The sequence below is a fragment of the Mesorhizobium sp. ISC15 genome, from assembly GCF_037162615.1.
Classification (GTDB): Bacteria; Pseudomonadota; Alphaproteobacteria; order Rhizobiales; family Rhizobiaceae; genus Mesorhizobium; species Mesorhizobium mediterraneum.
In genome coordinates this window covers 235,794-260,937 of sequence record NZ_JAVSPX010000001.1, presented here as the reverse complement: position 1 = coordinate 260,937, position 25,144 = coordinate 235,794, and the positions used below count along the sequence as shown (strand labels likewise).

The following is a 25,144-nucleotide window of genomic DNA, read 5'->3' as shown; positions in this document are numbered from 1 at the left end:
GCAGCGGTTCGGGGCAGGTTCTCTGCACGCGCGACGTTTCATTCGAGGCAAAGTCGTTGGACGTTGGCAAGGGCTTGCCAGCGGGAAACAGAATTTGGCCGACTTTCATGCGTGCAGCATCATTTTTTGCGGTGCAACCTGTCTTGCTGCGACGCAACGGCCGGCAATTGGCATGCGGATTTGTTCGCGGCTCGAAAAAAATGTCGAGCCGCTCCTATTTCGGGGGTTGCACGCCCAACGCAATTGCCGTATCGAAAATCTGTAACGTTTCAGATTCTGGGAGGAGCCGAAATGCGATACCAAGTCATGACCGCTGCGTTGGCGGTGACAACCGCGCTGCAATTCGCCGGCCCGGCGGCAGCGACGGATCTGGAAGTCACCCATTGGTGGACTTCGGGCGGCGAAGCGGCGGCGGTCGCCGAGTTCGCCAAGGCATTCGACGCGACAGGTAATCATTGGGTCGACGGCGCTATCGCCGGCTCCGGCGGCACGGCACGGCCGATCATGATCAGCCGCATCACCGGCGGCGATCCGATGGGCGCCACCCAGTTCAACCATGGCCGGCAAGCGGAAGAATTGGTGCAGGCCGGTCTGATGCGGGACTTGACCGATCTCGCCACCAGGGACAAGTGGGCGGAAATCGTGCAGCCGAAGAGCCTGCTCGACGGCTGCACCCTCGACGGCAAGATCTATTGCGTGCCGGTCAACATTCACTCCTGGCAGTGGCTGTGGCTGTCGAACGCGGCATTCGAAAAGGCCGGTGTGCCGGTGCCGAAGAATTGGAATGAATATGTTGCAGCTGCGCCCGCGCTGGAGAAGGCAGGCATCATACCGCTCGCGCTCGGCGGGCAGCCCTGGCAATCCTCGGGCGCCTTCGATGTGCTGCTCACGGCGGTCGGCGGCACGGACACTTTCTTGAAGGTTTATCGCGACAAGGATGCGGAATTCGCCGCCGGGCCCGAGGTCGCCAAGGTGTTCAAGGCCGCGGACGATGCCCGCAAGATGGCAAAGAACACCAATGTGCAGGACTGGAACCAGGCCACCAATCTTGTCATCTCCGCCAAGGCCGGCGGCCAGATCATGGGCGACTGGGCGCAGGGCGAGTTCCAGGTTGCCGGCCAGACCGCCGGCAAGGACTATACGTGTCTTCCCGGCCTTGGCCTGAACGAGGTCATCGCCACCGGCGGCGATGCCTTCTACTTCCCGCTGCTGCAGGACGCTGAAAAATCCAAGGCGCAGGAAGCGCTGGCCGAAACGCTGCTCGATCCCAAGACGCAGGTCGCCTTCAATCTCAAGAAGGGCTCGCTGCCGGTGCGCGGCGATATCGACCTCAAGGCCGCGAACGACTGCATGAAGAAAGGGCTCGACATCCTGGCCAAGGGCAGCGTGATGCCCTGGACGGACCAGCTGCTGTCGCAGGACACCCAAAAGCAGAAAGAGGACCTTTTCTCCGAGTTCTTCGCCAAGCCGGACATGACCGTGGAAGAAGCGCAAAAGCGCTTCGCCGACATCGTCGCCTCAGCGGACTGACGATCGACGAACCGCTCGCTCCCGGCCCGCCGCGGGGCCGGGAGCTCAGGGTCAAGGCCCTAACCCTTCGGCCTTGACCCTCCCGTCCTTACCCAATCCAGCCCGGCTGTGCAGATGAGCAAGAGCGAACGTCCCAATCAACTCTTCCGCAACCTTAACGCCAAGGTTGCCTCTATTCCGATGGTCCTCACCGCACTGGTGATCTTCGTCGGCGGCAGCGCGTGGACGGTGCTCTATTCCTTCACCAATTCGAAGCTGCTGCCGCGGCTGAACTTCGTCGGGCTCGACCAGTATTATCGGCTATGGTCGACGCCGCGTTGGCTGGTCTCCATTGAGAACCTCCTGGTCTACGGCGTGCTGTCGCTGGTGTTCTCTCTCGTGATCGGCTTCCTGCTGGCGGCGCTGCTCGACCAGAAGATCCGCTTCGAGGACACGTTCCGCACCATCTTCCTCTATCCCTTCGCGCTCTCGTTCATCGTCACCGGCCTTGTCTGGCAATGGCTGCTCAATCCGGAGTTCGGAATCCAGGGGGTGGTGCGCGGCCTCGGCTGGGAGAGCTTCAACTTCGATCCGCTCTACAATTCCGACATCGTCATCTACGGCATATTGATCGCCGCGCTCTGGCAAGGCACGGGGCTCATCATGTGCCTGATGCTGGCAGGCCTGCGCGGCATCGACGAGGATATCTGGAAGGCCGCGCGGGTGGATGGGATACCCACCTTGAAGACGTATCTCTTCATCATCATCCCGATGATGCGCCCGGTCTTCATCACCGCGCTGGTCATCATCGCTGCCGGCATTGTCAAGGTCTATGACCTGGTTGTCGCGCAGACCAGCGGCGGTCCCGGCATCGCCTCCGAAGTGCCGGCCAAATATGTCTATGACTACATGTTCTTCGCCCAGAACCTGGGCCAGGGCTTCGCCGCCTCGACCATGATGCTGCTGTCGGTGGTGGTCGTCATCGTGCCGTGGGCCTATCTCGAATTCGGAGGCAAGAAGCGTGTCTGACCATGCCGTTTCCCTGCCTGCCGGCACGGGCTCTATCGGGCTTGAGGCATCCGGGCCGCGAGGGCCGAAGCCGCGGCATGTGTTCTCGCGCCGCAACATCTTCCTCTATGGCACGCTCATCGTGGTGGCGCTGTACTATCTCCTGCCGCTCTATGTGATGGTGGTGACGTCGCTCAAGGGCATGCCGGAGATCCGCCTCGGCAACATCTTCTCACCGCCGCTCGAGATCACCTTTGAGCCTTGGGTGAAGGCCTGGTCCAGCGCCTGCACCGGCCTCAACTGCGACGGGCTCTCGCGCGGCTTCTGGAATTCGGTGCGCATCACCGTTCCGTCGGTCATCCTGTCGATCGCGATCGCTTCCGTGAACGGCTATGCGCTCGCCAACTGGCGCTTCAAGGGGGCCGACACTTTCTTCGTCATCCTGATTGTCGGCGCCTTCATCCCCTATCAGGTGATGATCTATCCGATCGTCATCATCCTGCGCGAAGTCGGCCTCTACGGCAGCCTAAGCGGCCTGGTGATCGTCCATTCCATCTTCGGCATGCCGATCCTGACATTGTTGTTCCGCAACTATTTTTCTTCCATGCCGGAGGAACTGTTCCGGGCGGCGCGCGTCGACGGCGCCGGCTTCTGGGGCATCTATTTCCGTATCATGCTGCCGATGTCGCTGCCGATCTTCGTCGTCGCCATCATCCTGCAGGTGACCGGCATCTGGAACGACTTCCTGTTCGGTGTGGTCTACACCCGCCCCGACACCTATCCGATGACGGTGCAGCTCAACAACATTGTCAACTCGGTGCAAGGCGTGAAGGAATACAACGTCAACATGGCCGCCACCATCCTGACCGGCCTGGTACCGCTCGTCGTCTACTTCATTTCCGGCAAGCTCTTCGTGCGTGGCATCGCCGCCGGCGCGGTGAAAGGATGATGATGACAAGAATGGAAAATCCCATTGGTTCAATCCAGAATCCCAGTGTCTCGATCCAGGACCTGTCGCTGAATTTCGGCGCGGTGTCGGTGCTGGAGACGCTCAACATCGATGTCGCCGAGGGCGAGTTCATCGTGCTGCTCGGGCCGTCCGGCTGCGGCAAGTCGACCTTGCTCAACTGCATCGCCGGCCTGCTCGACGTTTCGGACGGCCGCATCTTCATCAAGGGCAAGAACGTCACCTGGGAGGAGCCCAAGGACCGTGGCATCGGCATGGTGTTCCAGTCCTATGCGCTCTATCCGCAGATGACGGTGGAGAAGAACCTGTCCTTCGGGCTGCGCGTCGCCGGCATCGCCAAGGACGAGATCGCCAAGCGGATCGCGCGGGCCGCCGAGATCCTGCAGATCGAGCCACTGCTGCAACGCAAGCCGTCGGCGCTTTCGGGCGGCCAGCGCCAGCGTGTGGCCATCGGGCGGGCGCTGGTGCGCGACGTCGACGTCTTCCTCTTCGATGAGCCGCTCTCCAATCTCGACGCCAAGCTGCGGGCGGAGCTGCGTGTCGAAATCAAACTGCTGCACAGCAAGCTGCAGAACACCATGATCTATGTCACCCACGACCAGATCGAGGCGATGACGCTGGCCGACCGCATCGCGGTGATGAAGGGCGGCGTGATCCAGCAGCTCGACGCACCGCAGACGATCTACAATCGCCCGGTCAACCGTTTCGTCGCCGGCTTCCTCGGCTCGCCGGCGATGAATTTCCTCGACGGCCGGCTGGAGAAGGACGATGGCAACTGGCACTTCGTCGTGGAGGATGTGCGGATCCCGCTTGCCACCTACGCTTTCGAAAAGGAGCCCGTGCCGGGGGCGGCCGTGTTCGGTATCCGGCCCGAGCATGTCGCGTTCAACAGCGGCGCTGGATGGCCGTTCACAGCCATGTCAAATGTCGTGGTCGTCGAGCCCATGGGTTCCGACACGCTGGTCTGGCTGAAGCTCGGAAATCAGAATTTCACGGTGCGGGTGACATCTGAGCGCACGCCAAACAGCGCCGACACCGTGAGCATCGGTTTTGATCCGACGCGCGCTTCGCTGTTCGACGCCGCAACCGGCACCCGCCTTTAACTCTCCAGAACCTCAATCCCAAGAATTTCACCTCAAACACATCCATCCCCAGAGAACGGACAGAGACGATGAATTGGTCATTCCAACTTTACAGCGCCCGCAATTTCCAACCTTGGGAAGGGGTGCTCCAGATGCTCGGCGAGCTCGGCTACGCGCAAGTCGAGGGGTTCGGCGGCGTCTATGACGACCCCAAGGCATTTCGTGCCGAACTCGACAAGAACGGCCTCACCATGCCGACCGGCCATTTCTCGATGGATGCGCTCGAGAAGGATTTCGACGGCGTGCGCAAAATCGCCGATGCGCTCGGCATCACACTGCTGATCTGCCCCTATTTGGTCGCCGAGAGCAGGCCGACCGACACGGAAGGCTGGCGCGGCTTCGGAGCACGCCTGGCCAAGGTCGGCGAGACGGCTGAGAAAGCCGGCTACGGCTTTGCCTGGCACAACCATGATTTCGAGTTCAAGAAGCTTGCCGACGGCTCGGTGCCGCAGGACCATATCCTGGCGGCAGCGCCCGACATCGGCTGGGAGATGGACGTGGCCTGGGTGGTGCGCGGCGGCGACGATCCGCTGCCCTGGATCGAGAAGTATGGCAAACGCATCGCCGCCGTCCATGTCAAGGACATTGCCAAGCCCGGCGAGGGACTCGATGAGGACGGCTGGTCGGATGTCGGCCACGGCACGATCGACTGGGCTGGTCTGATCAAGGCGCTACGCGCCAAGAGCGCCGCCAAATACTACGTCATGGAACAGGACAACCCCAACGACATCGCGCGCTTCGCCCGCCGCTCGATCGCAGCCGCCAAGACCTATTAGGAGCAAACCAGCATGGCAAAAAAACTTGGGATCGGCGTCATCGGCTGCGGCAACATTTCGAAGGCGTATTTCTCGTTTGCGCCGCTGTTTCGCGGCATCGAGATGCGCGCCTGCGCGGATATCAACATGGATGCGGCCAAGGCGCGGGCGAAGGAGTTTAAGCTGCGCGCCGACACAGTCGAAGGGCTGCTCAAGGCTGACGATATCGACATCATCGTCAACCTCACCGTTCCGGCGGTGCACTATGAGGTGTCGAAACAGATCCTCGATGCCGGCAAGCACGTCTATTCGGAAAAGCCGTTCGTGCTGTCGGTCAAGGAAGGGCTCGACCTGAAGAAGCTGGCGGAGAGAGATGGACTGCGCATCGGCTCTGCGCCCGACACTTTCCTCGGCGGCGCGCATCAGCTTGTCCGCAACCTGATCGACACTGGCAAGCTCGGCAAGATCACCAGCGGCACATGCCATGTGATGAGCCATGGGATGGAGCATTGGCACCCCAATCCGGACTTCTTCTTCCAGCCTGGCGCTGGTCCGGTGCTCGATATCGGACCCTATTACATCACCAATTTGATCCAGCTGATCGGGCCGGTGAAGCAGGTGGCAGCCTTCGCTTCGATCCCGAAGACAGAGCGCACGATCTCGTCCAAGCCTCGCGCCGGCGAAAAAATCCTGGTCGCAACGCCGACGACGATCCACGGCGTGATGGAGTTCGAGAATGGCGCCGTGGTGACGCTCAACACCAGCTGGGACGTGTGGAGCCATGGCCATGCGCCGATGGAGCTCTACGGCGAGTTGGGCACGGTGTTCTTGCCGGATCCGAATTTCTTCGGCGGCGACGTTCGCGTCACCGACGCCGCCAAGCCGGTCAAGAAGCTGCCGAAATGGAAGCATCCGTTCGGCGTGCCCAACCAGATGCATTCGCATGGCATGATGGCCAACTACCGCACCGCCGGTCTCGCCGACATGGCACTGGCGATTGCGGAAGGCCGGCCGCATCGATGCTCGATGGAACTGGCGCTGCATGCCGTCGATGTGATGACCGGCATGTTGCGGTCGGGCGCGAGCGGAAAGTTCGTTGCCATGCAGACCACCTGCGAACGGCCTGCGGCACTGGGCGTCAAGGATGCGGAAGGGCTCTTGGCAAAGAAGAAAGGGCTCTTGGCGAAGAAGAAATAGGGTAAGCGCTTCAGTGATTGCGACACGTGCTGTTTACCGTCGACCCCTCTCCCCATAGAAACGGGGAGAGGCTAAGGGTGAGGGGCAGAGCCGACTCACCCTTTTTCGCGGTGGCAACTGCCGGGCTCGCTTTTGATTTGAGGATCTCCCATGCCCTATGTGCCCGCCGAAAACCGCTACGAGAAAATGATCTACAATCGCTGCGGGCGATCCGGCCTGAAATTGCCGGCGATCTCGCTCGGGCTCTGGCACAATTTCGGAAACGACACGCCGCATCGGACCAAGCAGGCGATCGCGCGCAAAGCCTTCGATCTCGGCATCACGCATTTTGACCTCGCCAATAATTACGGCCCGCCGCCCGGTTCGGCGGAGACGGCTTTTGGCGAAATCCTGCGGACGGATTTCTCCTCCTATCGCGACGAGCTGATCATCTCGACCAAGGCCGGCTATGAGATGTGGGCCGGACCCTACGGCGAATGGGGCGGGCGCAAATATGTGCTGGCCAGCCTCGACCAGAGCCTGAAGCGGATGGGGCTCGACTATGTCGACATCTTCTATTCGCACCGCTTCGACCCCGATACTCCGCTGGAAGAAACGATGGGTGCGCTCGATCACGCGGTGCGCTCGGGCAAGGCGCTTTATGCCGGCATCTCCTCCTACAATTCGCAGCGCACGCGCGAGGCCGCCGACATATTGAAGCAGCTCGGCACGCCTTGCGTCATCCATCAGCCGAGCTATTCGATGCTCAATCGCTGGGTCGAGGACGACGGTCTGCTCGATACGCTGGAGGGGCTCGGCGTCGGCTCCATCGTGTTCACGCCGCTGGCGCAAGGCATGCTGACCGACAAATATCTCGGCGGTATCCCGCAGGGCAGCCGCGCCAGCCAGGGCAAGTCGCTGAAGGCGGCCTTCATCAACGACAAGACCATCGCCAACATCAAGGCGCTGAACGCGATTGCCGGCCGACGCGGGCAGACGCTGGCGCAGATGGCGCTGGCCTGGGTGCTGCGCAAGGGCCGGGTGACCTCGGCGCTGATCGGCGCCAGCCGGCCGGAGCAGGTCGAGGACTGCGTCGGCGCGCTGAAGGTGCTCGACCTCAGCGATGCCGAGCTCGCCGAAATCGACACCTACGCACGCGAAGCCGACATCAATCTGTGGGCCGCCTCCGCCGAGCGCCAGGGTCCGCCACGGAAGTGATCCACTATGGAAGTGACTGGCAACGCATAGCCGAACACGTGCGGCGGGAACTTTCCCGCCGTTTTTACTCGGCCCGCCAATGTCTGCCTCGAAGTTTGGGCCAGCTCGGAGTTGGTCGGCTTCTGGGCCATGCCGTCACAGAAACAGTAGCAAAAACGCCCGTTCGTCGCTATCTGGATAGGACTGGAGCCGCTTGTATGCGGAAATGACGTGCGAGCGGCGCGAACGGGTTGGAAACAGGATCATGGCGGCAAGGGATGTGCTGACGAAAAACCAGTTGTGCGTGCTCGAGAAACTCGAGGCCGCCAGCGGTCCGCTCAGCGCCTATACATTGCTCGACCAGCTTCGCGAGCGGGGCTTCCGCGCACCGCTGCAGGTCTATCGCGCGCTCGACACGCTGGTTAAGTCCGGTTTCGTGCACAGGCTCGAAAGCCTCAATTCCTTTGTCGCCTGCGCCGAGCCGCACGACCACAGCCATTCGATGACCGCCTTTGCCATCTGCGACACATGCGGGCAGGTGACCGAATTTTCCGACCATGATGTCGGGCACCGGCTCGACGAATGGGTGCGCTCGACCGGCTTTGCCGCCAAGAAGGCGGTGATCGAGTTCCGCGGGACGTGCGCGAAGTGCCTGGCCAAGGCGGCTTGAGGCGCCTCTACTTCAGCGGCGGCGTTGTGGCGTTTTCGAACTCGTTCAAGAAAGTCTCATAGACCACGTACCGCGTGGTCCGATGTGCCAGCTGCTCGACAAGCAGGGGTCTTACCTCGTCCTGCCAGGATAGTTTGCCAAGTCCTGAGCCGATTTTCGGCAAGGCAACGGATTCCACCGAGTTCCTGTCGGCCCATTTAGCAAGCCCGCGAATTGCTTTGCGCAGGTAGGGAAGCGTGGCGTGGTACATATCCGGTTGCGTTGCTAAATAGATGAATCCTGGCTGGTCGCCGTCTGGCTCTGACGTCCAAAGCTGACCACCTGTAAACTTGCCGGTCCGAGCGTGTTTTTTGAACGCGGCCTGCACATTTGGCCACTTCCTCGAAATCTTCAGTGCAAGTCCGGTACCAAGGCCCTCTTGATTGCCTTCTGCCACCCCTTGGGCGATGTAGTTTTCCTCTGCTGCAAGCAGGTCTCCAGCGACAAAAACGATCATCGCACTTTCAATGCGCCTCTTCCCAATTGTTGGCGGCGCGGGCGTCGACATGCAGCGGCACCGACATCGAGACCGCCGGCATCGCGGCGTTCTCCATCACATGGCGCACGACGGGGATCGTCGCCTCGACCTCCGCTTCCACCGTCTCGAAGACCAGCTCGTCATGCACTTGCAGCAGCATGCGGGCGGAAAGCTTCGCCTTTTCCAGCGCGTCGTCCATACGTATCATGGCGCGGCGGATGATGTCGGCGGCGGTGCCCTGCAGGCGTGCGTTGATCGAGGCGCGCTCGTTGAAGGCACGGATTGAAGGGTTCGACGACCGTATCTCCGGATAATGGATGCGGCGGCCGAAGATCGTTTCGACGAAGCCGTGCTCGCGGGCATAGGCCTTGGTTGCGTCGATATAGTCGCGGATGCCGGGGAAGCGCTCGAAATATTTCTTGATGTAGGCGCCCGCCTCCTCGCGCGGGATCGAGAGCTGGTTGGCCAGGCCAAAGGCGGAAATTCCGTAGATGATGCCAAAATTGATCGCCTTGGCGCGGCGGCGTATTTCCGAGGGCATGCCCTCGACCGGCACGTTGAACATCTCCGACGCGGTGATGGCGTGGATGTCGGCGCCGTCGGCAAACGCCTGCTTGAGCTGCGGGATCTCGGCGACATGGGCGAGCACACGCAGCTCGATCTGGCTGTAGTCGGCGGAAACCAGCTTGTTGCCCTTGTCGGCGATGAAAGCCGTCCTGATCTTCCGCCCCTCGACCGTGCGTACCGGAATGTTCTGCAAATTGGGATCGGAGGACGACAGCCGGCCGGTCGTCGTCGCAGCAAGGGCGTAGGAGGTGTGGACGCGCTTCGTATCGGGATGGACGAAACCGGGCAGCGCATCGGTATAGGTCGATTTTAGTTTGGTCAGCTGGCGCCAGTCGACGATCTTGCGCGGCAGCTCGTGGCCTTCGGCGGCGAGGTCTTCCAGGAGCTGCGCCGAGGTCGACCACTGGCCGGTCTTGGTCTTGGAGCCGCCGGGCAGGCCCATCCTGCCGAACAAGATGTCGCCGAGCTGTTTTGGCGAGCCGATATTGATGCGCTCGCCGACGAGCTGGTAGATTTCATCCTCTAGCCGCGCGGCGCCCTGTGCCAGTTCGCCGGAGAGCCGCGACAGGATCTGCCGGTCGACGGAGATGCCGCGCTGCTCCATCCTTGCCAGCACCGGCACCAGCGGCCGTTCCAGCCGCTCGTAGACCGAGACGAGGCCCTTGGCGGCAAGCCGTGGTTTCAGCACCCGCCAGAGCCTGAGCGTCACATCGGCGTGCTCGGCGGCATAGGCCGTTGCCTTGTCGATATCGACCTGGTCGAAGCCGACGAAGCTCCTTCCCGAGCCGGCCAGTTCCTTGAGCGGAATGGTCGAGTGGCCGAGCCATTTTTCCGAGAGAGCCGCCATGCTGTGGCCGCCGGACGTGCCTGCATCAAGCACGTAGGAAATCAGCATGGTGTCGTCGAAGGGGGCGATATCGATGCCGTGGCGGCTCATGACGACGAGGTCGTATTTCAGCTCCTGAACGATCTTGAGAACCGACCTGTCCTCCAGCAGCGGCTTCAGAATGCCAAGCGCCTCACGGATCGGAATCTGGTTTTCGACCACTCCGCCGCCGAGCAGGTCGCCGTTGCCGCTTTTGTGGGCGAGCGGCACATAGGCGGCGCGACCGGGCGCGGTGGCCATGGAGAGGCCGATCAGCTCGGCCTGCATTGGGTCAGCTGAGGTGGTCTCGCTGTCGAAGGCGACGATGCCGGTCTCCATCGCCTCGGCCACCCACGCCTTCAGCGCTGCTGTGTCGCGGATGGTGACGTAGGCGCTGGTGTCGATCTTGCTGGCGGTGGCGTCCTCGAAGCGAAGCGCCGAGAGAAGCGAAGGGGTGTCGCCTTCCTTGGGTTCCACCTTGACGGTGGCCGGCACCGCTTCCCCGGCTTCGTCTGTCACTGCGCCTGCTGCGCTTTCGGCGGCTGCCGGCACTCCAAACCCGACATCGGGACCATGCGCGGTGTCCGCGCGCTCGATAATGACGGGAACGGCCTTGACATCAGCCGCATCCGTTCCGGTCGCTTCCGCCACGCGGCGGGTCAGCGAGGAGAATTCCATCGTCTTGAGGAAGCCGATCAGCTTTGGCCCGTCGGGCGGGTGCAACACGAAATCATCGAGCCCACCGATCCCCGGCACGTCGTTCTTCAGCGTCACCAGTTCACGCGAGATGCGCGCCTTGTCGGCATTGGCGATGATCGATTCGCGACGCTTGTCCTGCTTGATCTCGCCGGCGCGCGCCAGCAGCCCGTCGAGGTCGCCGAACTGCTCGAGCAATTGCGCCGCCGTCTTCGGCCCGATGCCGGGCACGCCCGGAACATTGTCGACCGAATCGCCGGTCAGCGCCTGCAGGTCGATCATCTTTTCGGGCGGCACGCCCCATTTCTCGACGACTTCGGGAATGCCGATCTGGCGGTCCTTCATCGGGTCGTACATGCCGACCGTTGCGCCGACCAGCTGCATCAGGTCCTTGTCGGAGGAGATGATGGTGGTGTCGGCGCCGGCTTCGCAGGCAAGCCGGCAATAGGTGGCGATCAGGTCGTCGGCCTCGAAGCCTTCCATCTCGATGCAAGGCAGGTTGAAGGCCCTGGTCGCCTGGCGGATCAGGCCGAATTGCGGGATCAAATCCTCCGGCGGCGCCGAGCGGTTGGCCTTGTATTCGGGGTAGAGATCGTTGCGGAAGGTTTTCGACGAATAGTCGAAGATGACGGCGAAATGCGTCGGCACCACGCCGACATCGGTGTTGCGGGCGTCCTGCGTCAGCTTCCACACCATGTTGCAGAAGCCGAGCACGGCACTGGTCGGCAGCCCGTCGGATTTGCGGGTCAGTGGCGGCAGTGCGTGATAGGCACGGAAGATGTAGCCGGAGCCGTCGACAAGGAAGAGATGATCGCCTTTTTTCATGGGACGAAGGGATAGCGCGGCGCAGCGCCGTGGTCCATGCCAAAGGCGGCCTCAACCACCGGTTCCCGCAACATCCCTGACAAGTCGATCGGATCACGGGTATGTTACAAAAGTGTAATCTTCGTGCCCTTGAATCGCCACGTTCGGAGACACAGATAAACGCCATCGGCATTTTTCGCCGAAGTCCGGAGCAAGGCCCGTCCCCCGCCTATCCCGGACACTTGCGGCAGCCTATCCCCCCTCTCCGGGCTGCCGCATCGTTTCGAGTAAAGGCCGCCGTGGTTCCCCCTCCACCACGGCGGCATTTTTTTACCTTTCGACGCCCGTGGTCCAACGACCGCCGGCTTTTCGTTTCTGCCTCGCAGCTTTAGGGTTGCCGCTCAGAATCGAAAGGCTGATAAAATGTCCGCAGTTTCCCCCGTCCTCGACCGCCTCGACAAAAACCTCGACGAGAGCCTGGAGCGCCTGTTCGGCCTGCTCAGGATCAAGTCGATCTCCACCGATCCGGCCTACGCCGCAGACTGCCGCAAGGCGGCGGAATGGCTGGTGGCGGAGCTCAAGCTGATCGGCTTCGACGCCAGCGTGCGTGACACGCCAGGCCATCCGATGGTGGTGGCGCATCATGACGGGCCGGCGGGCGCGCCGCATGTCCTGTTCTACGGCCATTACGACGTGCAGCCGGTCGACCCGATCGAGCTCTGGGAAAGCGATCCGTTCGCACCTTCGGTGAAGGAGATCGAGCCCGGCCATCAGGTGATCACGGGACGTGGCTCGGCAGACGACAAGGGGCAATTGATGACCTTCGTCGAGGCTTGCCGCGCCTGGAAGCAGGTGCATGGCGGGCTGCCATGCCGCATCACGATCCTGTTCGAGGGCGAGGAGGAGTCCGGCTCGCCCTCGCTGAAGCCGTTCCTCGAAGCAAACGCCGCCGAGCTCAAGGCCGACTTCGCGCTTGTCTGCGACACCGGCATGTGGGACGGCGATACGCCGTCGATCTGCGTCGCGCTGCGCGGGCTAGTCGGCGAGGAGATCACGGTGAAAGCCGCCGACCGCGACTTGCATTCCGGTCTCTATGGCGGTGCTGCCGCCAATCCAATTCGCATCCTGGCCAGGATCCTGGCCGACATCCACGACAAGGACGGCCATGTCACCATTCCGGGGTTCTATAACGGTGTCGAGGAGACCCCTTCGCAGATCCTGAAGTCATGGGAGACGCTCGGCGAGACCGCCGAGACATTCCTTGGGCCTGTCGGACTGTCGATCCCGTCTGGCGAAAAGGGCCGCTCGGTGCTCGAGCTCACCTGGGCGCGACCGACGGCCGAGTTCAACGGCATTACCGGCGGCTATACCGGCAAGGGGTTCAAGACAGTGATCGCGGCGGAAGCCTCTGCAAAAGTGTCCTTCCGCCTCGTCCACAAGCAAGACCCGGAAAGGATCCGCGCCGCTTTCCAGGCCTTCGTGAGGGAGCGCATCCCGGCCGACTGCTCAGTCGATTTCCACCCACATGGCGGCTCGCCGGCGATCCAGCTTTCCTACGACTCGCCGTTTCTCGCCAAGGCCAAGGACGCGCTGTCCGACGAGTGGCCGAAGCCGGCGGTGACGACCGGAAGCGGCGGCTCGATCCCGGTGGTCGGCGATTTCCAGACCTATCTCGGCATCGAGTCCTTGCTGGTCGGTTTCGGGCTCGACGATGACCGCATCCATTCGCCGAACGAGAAGTACGAGATGAGTTCCTTCCACAAGGGACAACGCTCCTGGGCACGCATTCTCGATGCGCTGACACGCTGACAGGGCAAGAATTCAACTTTCTGTTGATTTTTCATCGGATCGCGGCGAGGACGGGCTAGAGCGACGTGCGTCCGGTTGGGTGCACAAATCACCGCACGGGCTGCGACCGGAGAATACGATGAGCGATATCCGCTTCCATAAGAACGACCTGCCCGGGCTCTTGCACTACGACGTCGGGTCGGTCGCTATCGACACGGAGACGCTGGGGCTCAATCCGCATCGCGACCGGCTTTGCGTGGTTCAGATCTCGCCGGGCGACGGTTCCGCCGACGTCATCCAGATCGCGCCCGGCCAGAAGAAGGCGCCAAACCTCGTCAGCCTGCTCAGGAACCGCAGCATAACCAAGCTCTTCCATTTCGGCCGTTTCGATCTCGCCGTGCTCTACAATGCCTTCGGCGTCATGCCGGAGCCGGTGTTCTGCACCAAGATCGCCTCGCGGCTTACCCGAACCTACACCGACCGGCACGGGCTGAAGGACATCTGCTTTGAGCTTCTCGGCGTCAGCCTATCGAAAGCGCAGCAATCGTCGGACTGGGCGGCGGAGACGCTGTCTCCCGAACAACTCGAATACGCAGCCTCCGACGTGCTCTATCTGCACCAGCTGCGCGATGTGCTGACGGCGCGGCTGGCGCGCGACAACCGGGCCAAGGAGGCCGAGGCCTGCTTCCGCTTCCTGCCGACGCGTGCAAAACTCGACCTGATGGGCTGGGATGAGGCAGACATCTTCGCCCACAGCTAACGGAACCAGATGTTCGCCGCGACGTTCTGTCGGTCCACGGAGGGGATGAAATGGCTGCCCGGAAACCAATCGAAACGGCACCCAAGGATGGTTCCAAGGTCACCGTCTACTGGAAGGACAGCGACGGCGTGATGAACGAATCCATCGCGCAGTACCGGTCGCTCGACCGGCTGAAAGCGGCCGGCGGCGACTGGGACGAGAACGACACCGGCTGGTGGGCCTATACGGACGGTCATACGCAAAGGAAGATTGAGCCGATCAGCTGGCGGCCTGCATCTGGGGACGACGACGAATGACGCCGCTGGCGGGGCCGTCTCGTTTCCAATAGTTTGGGCCTGTTGCAATCGGGGGTCGATTCGGAGCTTTCTGCTCCACGACCGTTCGCTCAGGAGGGATCTGCAATGGGCACTGAGAGCCTGCTTGTCTTCATCGTCATCGGTGCGATCGCCGGCTGGCTCGCCGGCCTGATGGTCAAGGGTTTCGGCCTCGGCCTTGTCGGCAATATCGCCGTCGGCATTGTCGGTGCCTTTATCGCTGGCTGGCTCTTCCCAAGGCTGGGATTCGCGATAGGCGGCGGCATATTTGCCTCCATCGTCCACGCCACGATCGGCGCGGTCATCCTGCTCGTGCTGATCAAGCTGGTGAAGCAGGCCTGATCCTTCGAAAGACATCAAGGGCGCCATGAAACAGAACACGCTCTATCTCATTATCGGCGCTCTCGTCGTCGTGGTCATCGCGCTCGGCATCTATGTCTATCGCGAGCAAACCAGGCCGAAGGGCGTGGAGCTTAAGATCGACGATAAAGGTATTTCGATCCAGCAGAACTGAGCGCGCCGGGTTCTGCCGCGCAAGGGTGCCGATGACATTACCCCATCCTGTCCGTCGTTCTCGCCCTTCAGGCCAGGCTCTCAGGTGATATCCCGAATCGACTTCAAAGCCAGCGATTCTGTACGAGCCGCGCTCTCGACCATCGGACGCACGGAAGACCTGCGCTTTTCGCCGGACAATCGATTGCTGGCAATTGCTGGATACACGCGAGAGCGCTGTCTGATCCTGCGGGTCGACGTCGAAGCGGCGCCGAGCGGCCCACGAGTCACCGTCCATGATTTCATGGAGCTGACGTCGGAAAGCATGGGCGAGGTCCACGGTCTCGATTTCATCGATGACCGAACCCTGGTGATTGCCAATCGTGATGGGCTGGTTGCGATATTTGCCTTGCCCTCGGGAGAGCCGGCCGGCCGCCAGTGCGACATTGTACCCATTCGCGAGATCACGGGCGGGCTGTTTTGCAAGCTGAAAACGCCAGGGTCGGTCGCGGCCAGGCATGAGTCGCGTGGCCGAGTCAGCCTCCTGGTCTGCAACAATTACAGGGACCGGGTCACGCGGCATGTCGTCGACCGGTGGGGCTACCGCGCGTGGAAGAACCAGGCGCTTCTGAAGCGCGGCCTGAGCATACCCGACGGCATTGCGCTCAGTCATGATGGCCAATGGATCGCCGTCAGCAGCCACGGCACCAACGATGTGAAGCTCTACAACATGTCTGCTCCGCTGGGGCCGGATACCGAACCCGCCGGAATCCTGCAGAACGCCAATTACCCGCATGGCCTGCGTTTTACGGGCGATGACCGGCAGATCCTTGTCGCCGATGCAGGCAGTCCACTGCTTCACGTGTACGATCGCGATGCGGGCTGGAGCGGCAGCCGCACGCCCTCCCGTTCTGTTGCCGTCCTTGACGACGAGACTTTCGGGCGTGGCAGGGCCAGTGTCGAAGAAGGCGGCCCGAAGGGTCTCGACATCGATCGCTCGAACAGCGTTGTGGCGGTGACCTGCGAAGAGCAGACGCTGGCCTTCTTCTCGCTGACATCGATAACCGGTCGACCACCGAAGTTTGAGCCCAGTTAATGCAAGTCATTGGTTTTGTTGCCGCTATTGCCGACGAGACCAAAAATTGACGCCAAGGCAGGGCCGCTCCATCCTTCGATGCGCCCGGAGAGAAAAGCCAAGCCGAATATGGAATGAGAGTGACGTGTCGACACATCCGCGGTATGATCTTGGCACAGGGAGTTTTGGGGCCAACCCACCTACTTTTAGGAGGTTGCCATGAGGCACCAAACACTGGACCAACTGCATACGGTGGCAAAGGTACACAGAGACCCAACACCTCCTGGAATGGACCGAACCCAGCGTCTCGAACGTTGGTCAAAACTTCTCGAGCGGCAGCCCAATCGGCTCCTTACCGCACTTACCGGGACCGAATATCGTTCGTCGCCCGAGCGCGACGTAATGCGTGGCGAAGGCTCGCCAATATCGGTTGCCTTCGACGATCCGATTCTGCGCGATGAGGGGTTGAAAGACGACACTTATGGCGAAGCAAAGCGTTTCTTCGAACTGACCGACGATCAGCTCCACGAAATCGTCTGCTACTGCCATGTGGGCGAGACGATGCAATCATCCCGGGCAGCGCTTTGCGTTCGTGATGCGATCGACTAACGGAAGATCCACCAAGGTGAATGACTTTGGTGACAAGTCATATGCAGATTCAATTGTTTAGAGCGCGATCGAATGTAAACCCACTTTACCGGTCGCGCTCTAATGACGGCATAAATTACGGCTACCTTGCTATGAGCGGTTCGCGCCGAACGACGGTGGCTGAGCAGTTGACGCCGAATGCGAGAAGGCGCCGCCGTCTCGCCAGGGATTCCGTTGTTGCAGACCGCCAGAAGCAAGAAACGCAGCGGTGACATGCATAACGCATTGAATTAACTTTGAACCATTTAACCCGCCCTTAAATCGCCGCATCTACTCTCCACCCCGGACGCCATGGAGCGACGTGCGACCGTTCGGACGCACAGAGTACGCTCTTGAAGCTTCGCATCGTGCTTTCCGAAAATCGATTCCGATTTCGGGCCGATGCGATAGGCATCGGGATAGACAGCACAGCGCATGGCGAACCGCAGAGACAGCCGCATCGAACCCAGCTTCGAGGGACCGCCACGGGCGAAATCCTCGGCCGGTTTTTCGGTGAGCGAGGAGGATCGCGTCGTGCCGAGCAACCGGAAGACCTCTGCAAAGCGCCAATCGGCCAAGACAAAATCGTCGCGTCGCGGACGCGGCAAAAGCCGGCGCGGTCTGTTCGGCGTGCTCGGCCGGTTGTTCTACTGGTGCTTCGTGCTGGCCATCTGGGGCGGGATCGCGACTGCCGGCATCGTCGTCTACTACGGTGCGAAAATGCCGGCGGCCACCACCTGGGCCATTCCCGACCGCGCGCCCAATATCAGGATCGTCTCCGTCGATGGAAAGCTGCTCGCCAATCGCGGCATGAGCGGCGGCGAAGCCGTCGGCCTGCATGAAATGTCGACCTATATTCCCGAGGCTGTCATCGCCATCGAAGATCGCCGCTTCTATTCGCATTTGGGCATCGATCCGATTGGTCTGTCCAGAGCCATGGTGGCCAACGTTGTCGGCGGGCGTTTTTCGCAGGGCGGCTCGACGCTGACCCAGCAATTGGCGAAGAACCTGTTCCTGACACCCGATCGCACGCTGGAACGCAAGGTGCAGGAAGTGCTTTTGGCGCTGTGGCTCGAGCACAAGCACACCAAGGACCAGATCCTCGAAATGTATCTCAACCGGGTCTACTTCGGCTCCGGCGCCTATGGTGTCGAAGCGGCCTCGCGCCGCTATTTCGGCAAGAGCGCGCGCGATGTCACGCTGCCCGAGGCCGCACTTCTCGCTGGCCTGTTGAAGGCGCCGTCGCGACTGTCTCCGGCGCGTGACCCGAAGGCGGCCGAGCAGCGCTCGCAGCTCGTTCTTGCCGCCATGCGCGACGAAGGCAAGATCAGCGCCAAGGAACTGACCACGGCCATGAGCGCACCAGCGACGCGGGTGGCATCCTACTGGACGGGCTCGGAAAACTATGTCGCCGACACAATCGTGGAAGAACTGCCCGACCTGATCGGCGATATGCGCAGCGACATCATAGTCGACACCACCGTCGACCTCACGCTGCAGAAGCTCGCCGAACAATCGATCCGCCGGCTGATCGACGGGAGCGGCAAGAAGCTCAATGCCAGCCAGGGTGTGCTGGTGTCGATCGACAATTCCGGCGCGGTGCGTGCCATGGTCGGCGGCTATGATTATTCGACCAGCCAGTTCGACCGTGCCTCGGAGGCGCGCCGCCAGCCGGGCTCGGCGTTCAAGCCCTTTGTTTACATGGCGGCACTGGAGGCCGGCCGCACGCCCGACAGCGTGCGCAATGACGCGCCGATCAGAATAGGCAAATGGACGCCAACCAATTACGGCGGCAAGTATTTCGGCAAGGTGACGCTGGCGACGGCGCTGGCGAAGTCGCTGAACTCGGTGGCCGCCCAGCTGACCATGGAAGTCGGACCTGACGCCGTGGTCGAGGCGGCGCATCGCATGGGCATCCAGTCCGACCTCACGGCCAACACCTCGATCGCGCTCGGCACATCTGAAGTGACGCCGCTGGAATTGACGTCGGCCTATGTCCCCTTCGCCAATGGCGGCTACCGGCCGGAGGTCCATTTCATCCGCCGCGTGACGACAACCGGCGGCAAGGTGCTCTACGACAACAATGGCGGCGGCGCCCCGCGCGTCGTCAAGCCCGAGATCGTCGGTATGATGAACTCGATGATGACCGGCACGGTCGAAATCGGCACTGCCAGGAAGGCGGCCTTTGCCTGGCCGGCAGCCGGCAAGACCGGCACCAGCCAGAATTCGCGCGATGCCTGGTTCATCGGCTATACCGCCAATCTCACCACCGGCGTCTGGTTCGGCAATGACGATGGCAGCCCGATGAAGAAGGTCACCGGCGGCGCGCTGCCGGCGCAGGCCTGGCATGAGTTCATGGTCGCCGCGCATGAAGGCGTGCCGGTGCGGCCGCTGCCTGGAACTTGGCGGTCGACGCCTGCGGATACGATCGTGCAGGACGAAATACCGTCCAACACGGCGCAACCGGCGCCGGTGCCGTCCGCTTCGGTTGGCCAATCCGCGCCGTCCGCCCAAAAAGCGTCATCGCCTCGCGCTGTGCGTCCCGCCGAAACGGTCGATGGCGGCGGCTTCGGCATTCCGGGCGGTGACAGCGCCACCGCATCGATCAAGCGCCCGGTGCCGCCGGGCGATGTCGGCGGCCCGGTCAAGAAGCGGCAGACCTCGATCCTCGACATCCTCACCGGCGGCTGACCCCTCGTCATCGCGACAGTGTTCCGCTACATCTCCGGGTTAAAAGTGCTAGAGCGTACTTTGTGCGTCCAAAGGGACGCACGTCGCCCTAGAGAGATCGCGAAATGGCCGAAACCGACACCAGAAAGACAATCGTGCTGACCGGAGCCAGCCGCGGCATCGGCCATGCCACGGTCAAGCGCTTTTCGCGTGAAGGCTGGCGCGTCATCACCTGCTCGCGCCAGGCCTTTGCCGAGGACTGCCCGTGGCCGGCCGGTCCGGAAGACCACATCAAGGTCGATCTCGCCGACCAGGAGGATGTCGGCATCGCGATCTCGGAAATCCGCCATCGGCTGGAGGCGCATGGCGGCCAGCTTCATGCGCTGGTCAACAATGCCGGCATCTCGCCGAAGCTCAAGGACGGCAACAGCCGCATGAATTCGATCGACACGCCGATGCATGTCTGGCGCGACGTCTTCCAGGTCAATTTCTTCGCGCCGATCATGCTGGCGCGAGGATTGTTTAAGGAGTTGGCGTCGGCCAAAGGCTCGATCGTCAACGTCACCTCGATCGCCGGCACCCGCGTGCACCCCTTCGCCGGCACCGCCTATGCGACGTCGAAGGCGGCGCTCGGCTCGCTGACGCGCGAAATGGCGCATGATTTCGGCCCGCACGGCATCCGCGTCAACGCCATTGCACCCGGCGAGATCGACACGGCGATCCTGTCGCCGGGCACCGAAAAGATCGTCGAGACGATTCCGCTGCGGCGGCTGGGCACCACGGCAGAAGTCGCCGACATCATCTTCTTCCTGTGCTCGCAGCAGGCTTCCTATGTGACGGGCTCGGAAATCCACATCAATGGCGGCCAGCACGTGTGAGACTTGAGGCTAAGGACTGCTCATCCGGTTATGGTGAGAACAGCCTTGCCGCTAATGCTGCGCCGTCGCAGTGCGTCCAGGGTTTGGGCGATGTCTGTCCACTGCACGGTCAAGGCCACGCGGGTTTCTAGCCGGCCAGCCGCGACCAGAGCGAGCAGCGAGGCGATGTCCGCGCCAATGCCCGGGCCAGAGGCGTAGTACGCGAAAGTCTGAAGCCTCGCCCCCTCGTGACCCGGAACGAACTGACGGAATCCAACTGATGTGAGTTCGCCACTGCTCGAACCGAACATGACGATGATCCCGCCAGGTGTGACACGTTCGATCGCGTGTGCGAGGCTTTCACCGCCGACTGACTCAGTGATCAGCGAAAACGGCCCCTCAGCCAATTCGATCGACTCGACAACTTGCTCGGCTCCAAGGCCGCGGAGATCGTCGGCATGCCGGGCGGCGGCGATCGCGGTCACAGACGCGCCCTCCTGGCGGGCGATCTGGATCTGGAAACGACCGACCGCGCCGCTTGCGCCGGTGATCAGGATCTGCTGGCCGGCCAGGTCGCCGCCATGGCGCAATGTCCTTAGCGCCGTCGTGCCCGCGACCGGAAGCGTGGCTGCGGAAACGAAGCTGACTCCATCCGGCAGGACGGCGAGACGATCGGTTGAAACGGCAACACGTTCGGCCCAGCCGGCCTGGTCGACCAAAGCCGCAACGCGGTTGCCCACGGCTGGCCCGGAGCCATCGGCTGCTGCCCGTTCGACAACCCCAACGATGTCCTGGCCGGGTATCCAGCCGTTCGGACGTATGGTGAGCAGGCGCAGTTCGCCGCGGTTCAACGAGGTTGCGTGGACCGAGACAAGCGCCTCGTTCGCGAGGGGCTGAGGTTCCTCGGACTCGGCGAACCTCAGCCCGGTGGCGCTGTCGGGAGACGTGACTAGGGCGAGCATGGGGATCGTACCTTCATACTGGTTTGTGGACGCCAGCTTCCTCCTGGAAAGCACGGCAAGCTGGCCCACTCAGAATACTCATCGAGATCGCAAGTCATGCCGGCGATGGGCGCGCGCGCAGCGTCAACGCGATCAACTGCTGCCTGCCATATTTTTGACCGGGGGGCGCAAACCGAAGCCTATCGACTTTCCCGGTTAAAGAATTTAGCTATCACGGCGTTTAATCGCTAAAAGCCGTCAATCATGAGACAGCCTCTTCGCTGGCCCTGGCCCGATCTCGATGTGGATGATGTGCTCGCGCCGGCGATTGCGGTGCGCGTTGACGTCACCGAAACCAGAGCGGAGGTGCCCGTCCATCGGCACCGCAAAGGCCAACTCGTCTTCGCGCTCGGAGGCGGCGTCACGTGCCACGTTCCAAGCGGCCTATGGATGGTCCCGCCTCATTGCGGGGTCTGGATTCCCGGCGACATGGAGCACAGCAATGTTGCGACGGCCAACGCCCTGATTTTTTTCGTGTACGTTGAGCCGGAAGCCGCCGATCTGCCGGACCGGTGCTGCACCCTTTCAATCTCGCCGCTGCTCCGCGACTGATCATCGAGCTGTCTGATGGCGTGCAAGACGACCACGCGAGGGATGAGCTTTTGACCAAGACCCTGCTGACCGAATTGCCGCGTATGCCTGTCCAGCGGCTGCATCTGCCGATTTCATCCGAGCCATGCTTGAGGAGGATCGCCGAAGCGTTGGCGCAAGACCCTGCCGACCGTAGCACATTGGCGGAATGGGCCAACCGCGTCGCGCTCAGCGAGAGCAGTCTCGCTCGCCTCGTGGTTAAGGAGACAGGGCTGAGCTTCGGGCGCTGGCGCCAGCAATTGCACTTGATCGTCGCAATTCGAGAACTGGCCTCCGGTGCCAGCGTACAGCAGGTCTCGGGTGATCTCGGCTATGGTTCCGTCACGGCCTTCATCACCATGTTCAAGAAGGCGCTTGGGAAGCCGCCGGCAAAATACCTCGGCAGTATCACTCAAAATGGTGGCTCTGCATTCGTGGCGTGATCAACTCGCTGCGGGCGGAGATCGACTGTGCGATCTTCCGCCGGCCATCGGCCAGTGGCGACCAGTACGCATGATCGTGCAAGATCGGCTCAGGCAGCGGACGGTTCAGCCGCCTCTGGCTTGTGACCAAGCACCACTTCGACGATACCACGGGCGATTTCGCGCTCGCCCATGATCACCGTGTCGGCACCGAGCCCTTTGAGATGCTCGACCTCGGCATCGGAGTGGGCGCGGGCGATGACGTTGATCTTCGGGTTGGCGGCGCGTGCGCGCAGCACGATCTGTCCCGCCTCGAAGGCATTGGGGATGGCAAGGATCAGCCGCTTCGCGCCCTCGGGATTGGCAGCGGCGAACACCTCGCTGTTCGCGGCGTTGCCGGACACGGTTTCGATGCCGTCGTCCCTGAGCTTCGCCAGCGTCTTGTCGGCATCCTCGATGACGAGGAAGGGCAGGGCGGCCTCATTCAATGATGCGCCGACGAGGCTGCCGACACGGCCGTAGCCGACCAGGATTGAATGGCCGGTAAGCGCTGTCCTGGGCGGCGGCCCGTCCTCTTTCACCGGTGCCGCAACCGAAGCCAACTGGCCTGGCTCCGTCGCGGGGCCAATCGGCTTTGCCTCGTCGAGCGGCGCCGTCTTGCCGGCGCGCCTTTCCAGCCACGGTTTCATCCAGTCGACGGCAAGGAACATCAGCGGGTTGAGAACGATCGACAGGATAGCGCCGGCGAGGATGAGGTCGCGTCCTTGTTCGGGCAGCAGCTTCAGCCCGACGCCAAGCTCGGCCAGGATGAACGAGAATTCGCCGATCTGGGCAAGGCTTGCCGAAATCATCAGCGCGGTCGGTATCGGATAGCGGAAGGCGACGACAATGACGAAGGCCGCCAGCGATTTGCCGATGACGATGATGGCCAGTGTCGCCAGGACCGGCCGGCCATTGCTGATCAGGCTGAACGGGTCGAACAGCATGCCGACCGAAACGAAGAACAGCACGGAAAAAGCGTCGCGCAGCGGCAGCGATTCCTCGGCCGCCCGATGGCTGAGTTCGGATTCACTCATGATCATGCCAGCGAAGAACGCGCCCAGCGCCAGCGAGACGCCGAATAGCTTGGCCGCGCCGAAGGCGACGCCGAGCGCGATGGCAAGCACCGCCAGCCGGAACAATTCACGCGACCCGGTATGGGCGACGTAGTGCAGGATCCAGGGGATGACCCGGCGGCCGACCACCAGCATAACGACGACAAAGGCCGCGACCTTGGCCAGCGTGACGCCAACGACGCCCCAGATGCCGTAGCTGGCTGGCAGCGACAGCAGGCTGCTATGGGCCTCCACTTGCTGCTGGCCGCCCAGCACGCCAGCCAACGCCGGCAAGAGCACCAGCGCCAGCACCATCGCCAGGTCCTCGACGATCAGCCAGCCGACGGCGATGCGGCCGCGCTCCGTCTCGATCAGCCGCCGTTCCTGCAAGGCACGCAACAGCACCACCGTCGAGGCGACCGACAAAGCCAGGCCGAATACCAGTCCGGCGCCGATCGACCAGCCGAGCAGCCAGGCAAGACCGGCGCCAAGCGCTGTCGCGAAGCCGATCTGCACGATGGCGCCGGGCACGGCGATGGCGCGGACCGACAACAAATCCTTCAACGAGAAATGCAGGCCGACGCCGAACATCAACAGGATCACGCCGATTTCGGCGAGTTCATTGGCGAGGCCGGCATCGGCGACGAAGCCCGGCGTGTTCGGCCCGACCAGAACGCCGGCGATGAGGTAACCGACCAGCGGTGGGATGCGGAAGCGATTGGCGATTGCGCCGAAGACGAAAGCCAGCCCCAGACCGGCGACGATGGTGGCGATAAGGGGCGTGTCATGCGGCATGGTCTATGGAGCGCCTTTCAAAAATCACGATGTCGGATATGCGCCGCCAAAAAAAGCCGCCGCTTTGGCAATATGGGGGCTCGGGCGGCCGCGAGGCAACCCATAATGCCATGAAATCGATGACAAGAATGGCAGAAGGCAAGCCGCCTCGAGGCTGGCAATGGTTGCTGCAAAAAGGAGAAGGCTTGCGCGGCTGATGCCTGCGATCAGGCCGCCTGCAGCAGGTTCTCGATATCGACGATGGTGTGGTTGGTCAGTGTCTTCGGAATTTCCACTGTGATCTTCTCGGCAACTTCCTTGTGCAGTTTTCGGCGCATGTCGCCCAGCACCTGCGGCGGTGCGATCAGCACCATTTCCTTGAAGGCGCCGCGGTGCGCAAGCTTGTACAGCCGCTCGGCAATTTCGTCGGCGAAACGCTCCTTGCCGAGGCGATGCCAGTCAGTGTCCTCGACTGCGCTGCGGTGGACGGAAGGGCCGTCGCTGTAGCGGCCGGGGCGGTCCGAACCCTGCTCTCGCGTCGCCGGATTTGCCTGCTCCATCTCCTGCACGACCTGGAGGTCGGGATATTGGGTGTCGCCACGGTTCTCGAGGAACAGCGCCTTCTCGCCGTCGGCCACCACGATCCACAGTCCGCGTTTCAGCTTGAGGTTGTTCACGGAGCGCTCCTTTTTCCTGTTTTTCATGGTTTTCTAGGCCCTTCTCTGGAGCCATTGCCGCAGCTGAACAGCCAGGCTCGGATTCGCAGGGCAAACGCGCGTCGAGGCAGGAATGTTCCGATGACGACAACAACAGCGAGCGAGCAAGCC

Annotated in this window: 23 protein-coding genes and 1 pseudogene; 19 read left to right on the top strand and 5 right to left on the bottom strand. The window is 62.2% G+C overall.

Translation table 11 applies throughout. The features are described 5' to 3' along the window. The first annotated feature begins 291 nt into the window (after positions 1-291). The 8 genes from RPG13_RS01315 to RPG13_RS01280 all read left to right on the top strand — a co-directional run bounded on the left by RPG13_RS01315 (position 292) and on the right by RPG13_RS01280 (position 8,424). A complete protein-coding gene (locus RPG13_RS01315) occupies positions 292-1,530 on the top strand; it encodes an ABC transporter substrate-binding protein (protein WP_095488322.1) in 1,239 nt (412 codons plus the stop codon). A 114-nt stretch (positions 1,531-1,644) separates the two neighbouring features. Then, positions 1,645-2,538 (top strand): carbohydrate ABC transporter permease, encoded by an 894-nt coding sequence (locus RPG13_RS01310; protein WP_127204949.1) that lies wholly within the window; start codon positions 1,645-1,647, stop codon positions 2,536-2,538. Then, a complete protein-coding gene (locus tag RPG13_RS01305) occupies positions 2,531-3,466 on the top strand; it encodes a carbohydrate ABC transporter permease (protein ID WP_127204948.1) in 936 nt (311 codons plus the stop codon). The genes RPG13_RS01310 and RPG13_RS01305 overlap by 8 nt, the downstream gene beginning before the upstream one ends. A gap of 11 nt (positions 3,467-3,477) precedes the next feature. Then, positions 3,478-4,587: an ABC transporter ATP-binding protein gene (locus tag RPG13_RS01300; RefSeq protein ID WP_128243618.1), complete on the top strand. Its 1,110-nt coding sequence runs from the start codon at positions 3,478-3,480 to the stop codon at positions 4,585-4,587. Positions 4,588-4,655: 68 nt separating this feature from the next. Then, entirely contained in the window at positions 4,656-5,402 is a 747-nt protein-coding gene (locus RPG13_RS01295) for a sugar phosphate isomerase/epimerase family protein (RefSeq protein ID WP_127204946.1), read from the top strand. A gap of 12 nt (positions 5,403-5,414) precedes the next feature. After that, a complete protein-coding gene (locus RPG13_RS01290) occupies positions 5,415-6,578 on the top strand; it encodes a Gfo/Idh/MocA family protein (RefSeq protein WP_127204945.1) in 1,164 nt (387 codons plus the stop codon). Positions 6,579-6,728: 150 nt separating this feature from the next. After that, positions 6,729-7,775: an L-glyceraldehyde 3-phosphate reductase gene (gene mgrA / locus RPG13_RS01285; RefSeq protein WP_337124253.1), complete on the top strand. Its 1,047-nt coding sequence runs from the start codon at positions 6,729-6,731 to the stop codon at positions 7,773-7,775. 244 nt (positions 7,776-8,019) lie between these two features. Then, positions 8,020-8,424 carry a Fur family transcriptional regulator gene (locus RPG13_RS01280; protein WP_127204944.1) on the top strand — a complete coding sequence of 135 codons (405 nt, stop codon included), beginning with the start codon at positions 8,020-8,022 and terminating at the stop codon, positions 8,422-8,424. Between the two features lie 7 nt (positions 8,425-8,431). On the opposite strand, the gene RPG13_RS01275 is transcribed toward RPG13_RS01280, so the two are convergent. Continuing rightward, positions 8,432-8,920 (bottom strand): macro domain-containing protein, encoded by a 489-nt coding sequence (locus RPG13_RS01275; protein WP_127204943.1) that lies wholly within the window; start codon positions 8,918-8,920, stop codon positions 8,432-8,434. Between the two features lie 7 nt (positions 8,921-8,927). Then, complete coding sequence (gene polA / locus RPG13_RS01270; RefSeq protein ID WP_126104863.1) at positions 8,928-11,894, bottom strand: DNA polymerase I; 2,967 nt, start codon at positions 11,892-11,894, stop codon at positions 8,928-8,930. A 402-nt stretch (positions 11,895-12,296) separates the two neighbouring features. Here polA and RPG13_RS01265 point away from each other — a divergent pair, with 402 nt between their 5' ends. From RPG13_RS01265 to RPG13_RS01225, 9 genes are all read left to right on the top strand, one after another. Next, on the top strand, positions 12,297-13,682 hold the full coding sequence (locus RPG13_RS01265) for a M20/M25/M40 family metallo-hydrolase (RefSeq protein ID WP_337124252.1): 1,386 nt from the start codon (positions 12,297-12,299) through the stop codon (positions 13,680-13,682). A gap of 118 nt (positions 13,683-13,800) precedes the next feature. Then, complete coding sequence (locus tag RPG13_RS01260) at positions 13,801-14,421, top strand: ribonuclease D (RefSeq protein ID WP_292627555.1); 621 nt, start codon at positions 13,801-13,803, stop codon at positions 14,419-14,421. Positions 14,422-14,471: 50 nt separating this feature from the next. After that, positions 14,472-14,717 carry a hypothetical protein gene (locus RPG13_RS01255; RefSeq protein ID WP_126104866.1) on the top strand — a complete coding sequence of 82 codons (246 nt, stop codon included), beginning with the start codon at positions 14,472-14,474 and terminating at the stop codon, positions 14,715-14,717. A gap of 105 nt (positions 14,718-14,822) precedes the next feature. Continuing rightward, positions 14,823-15,077, top strand: a complete 255-nt coding sequence (locus RPG13_RS01250; protein ID WP_126104867.1) for a GlsB/YeaQ/YmgE family stress response membrane protein — start codon at positions 14,823-14,825, stop codon at positions 15,075-15,077. A gap of 25 nt (positions 15,078-15,102) precedes the next feature. Continuing rightward, positions 15,103-15,249: a hypothetical protein gene (locus RPG13_RS01245; protein WP_292406057.1), complete on the top strand. Its 147-nt coding sequence runs from the start codon at positions 15,103-15,105 to the stop codon at positions 15,247-15,249. A gap of 183 nt (positions 15,250-15,432) precedes the next feature. Continuing rightward, a complete protein-coding gene (locus RPG13_RS01240; RefSeq protein ID WP_337124251.1) occupies positions 15,433-16,323 on the top strand; it encodes a YncE family protein in 891 nt (296 codons plus the stop codon). 198 nt (positions 16,324-16,521) lie between these two features. Beyond that, the gene (locus RPG13_RS01235) at positions 16,522-16,911 is read left to right on the top strand and encodes a hypothetical protein (RefSeq protein WP_095488347.1); all 390 of its coding nucleotides are present in this window, start codon (positions 16,522-16,524) and stop codon (positions 16,909-16,911) included. A 453-nt stretch (positions 16,912-17,364) separates the two neighbouring features. Further along, complete coding sequence (locus tag RPG13_RS01230) at positions 17,365-19,620, top strand: transglycosylase domain-containing protein (RefSeq protein WP_337124250.1); 2,256 nt, start codon at positions 17,365-17,367, stop codon at positions 19,618-19,620. 104 nt (positions 19,621-19,724) lie between these two features. Further along, entirely contained in the window at positions 19,725-20,477 is a 753-nt protein-coding gene (locus RPG13_RS01225) for an SDR family NAD(P)-dependent oxidoreductase (protein ID WP_023675240.1), read from the top strand. A gap of 20 nt (positions 20,478-20,497) precedes the next feature. On the opposite strand, the gene RPG13_RS01220 is transcribed toward RPG13_RS01225, so the two are convergent. Then, complete coding sequence (locus RPG13_RS01220) at positions 20,498-21,418, bottom strand: zinc-binding dehydrogenase (RefSeq protein WP_127204935.1); 921 nt, start codon at positions 21,416-21,418, stop codon at positions 20,498-20,500. Between the two features lie 243 nt (positions 21,419-21,661). Between RPG13_RS01220 and RPG13_RS01215 the strand changes: the two are divergent. Continuing rightward, positions 21,662-22,470: pseudogene (locus RPG13_RS01215) on the top strand (AraC family transcriptional regulator). An 89-nt stretch (positions 22,471-22,559) separates the two neighbouring features. Here the strand turns inward: RPG13_RS01215 and ybaL are convergent. Continuing rightward, positions 22,560-24,338 (bottom strand): YbaL family putative K(+) efflux transporter, encoded by a 1,779-nt coding sequence (gene ybaL / locus RPG13_RS01210; RefSeq protein ID WP_337124249.1) that lies wholly within the window; start codon positions 24,336-24,338, stop codon positions 22,560-22,562. Positions 24,339-24,343: 5 nt separating this feature from the next. On the opposite strand from ybaL, the gene RPG13_RS01205 reads away from it, so the two are divergent. Next, positions 24,344-24,535: a hypothetical protein gene (locus RPG13_RS01205; protein ID WP_126104871.1), complete on the top strand. Its 192-nt coding sequence runs from the start codon at positions 24,344-24,346 to the stop codon at positions 24,533-24,535. Between the two features lie 9 nt (positions 24,536-24,544). Here the strand turns inward: RPG13_RS01205 and RPG13_RS01200 are convergent, their stop codons facing one another. Further along, positions 24,545-24,994, bottom strand: a complete 450-nt coding sequence (locus RPG13_RS01200; RefSeq protein WP_095488474.1) for a baeRF12 domain-containing protein — start codon at positions 24,992-24,994, stop codon at positions 24,545-24,547. Between the last annotated feature and the right edge of the window lie 150 nt (positions 24,995-25,144).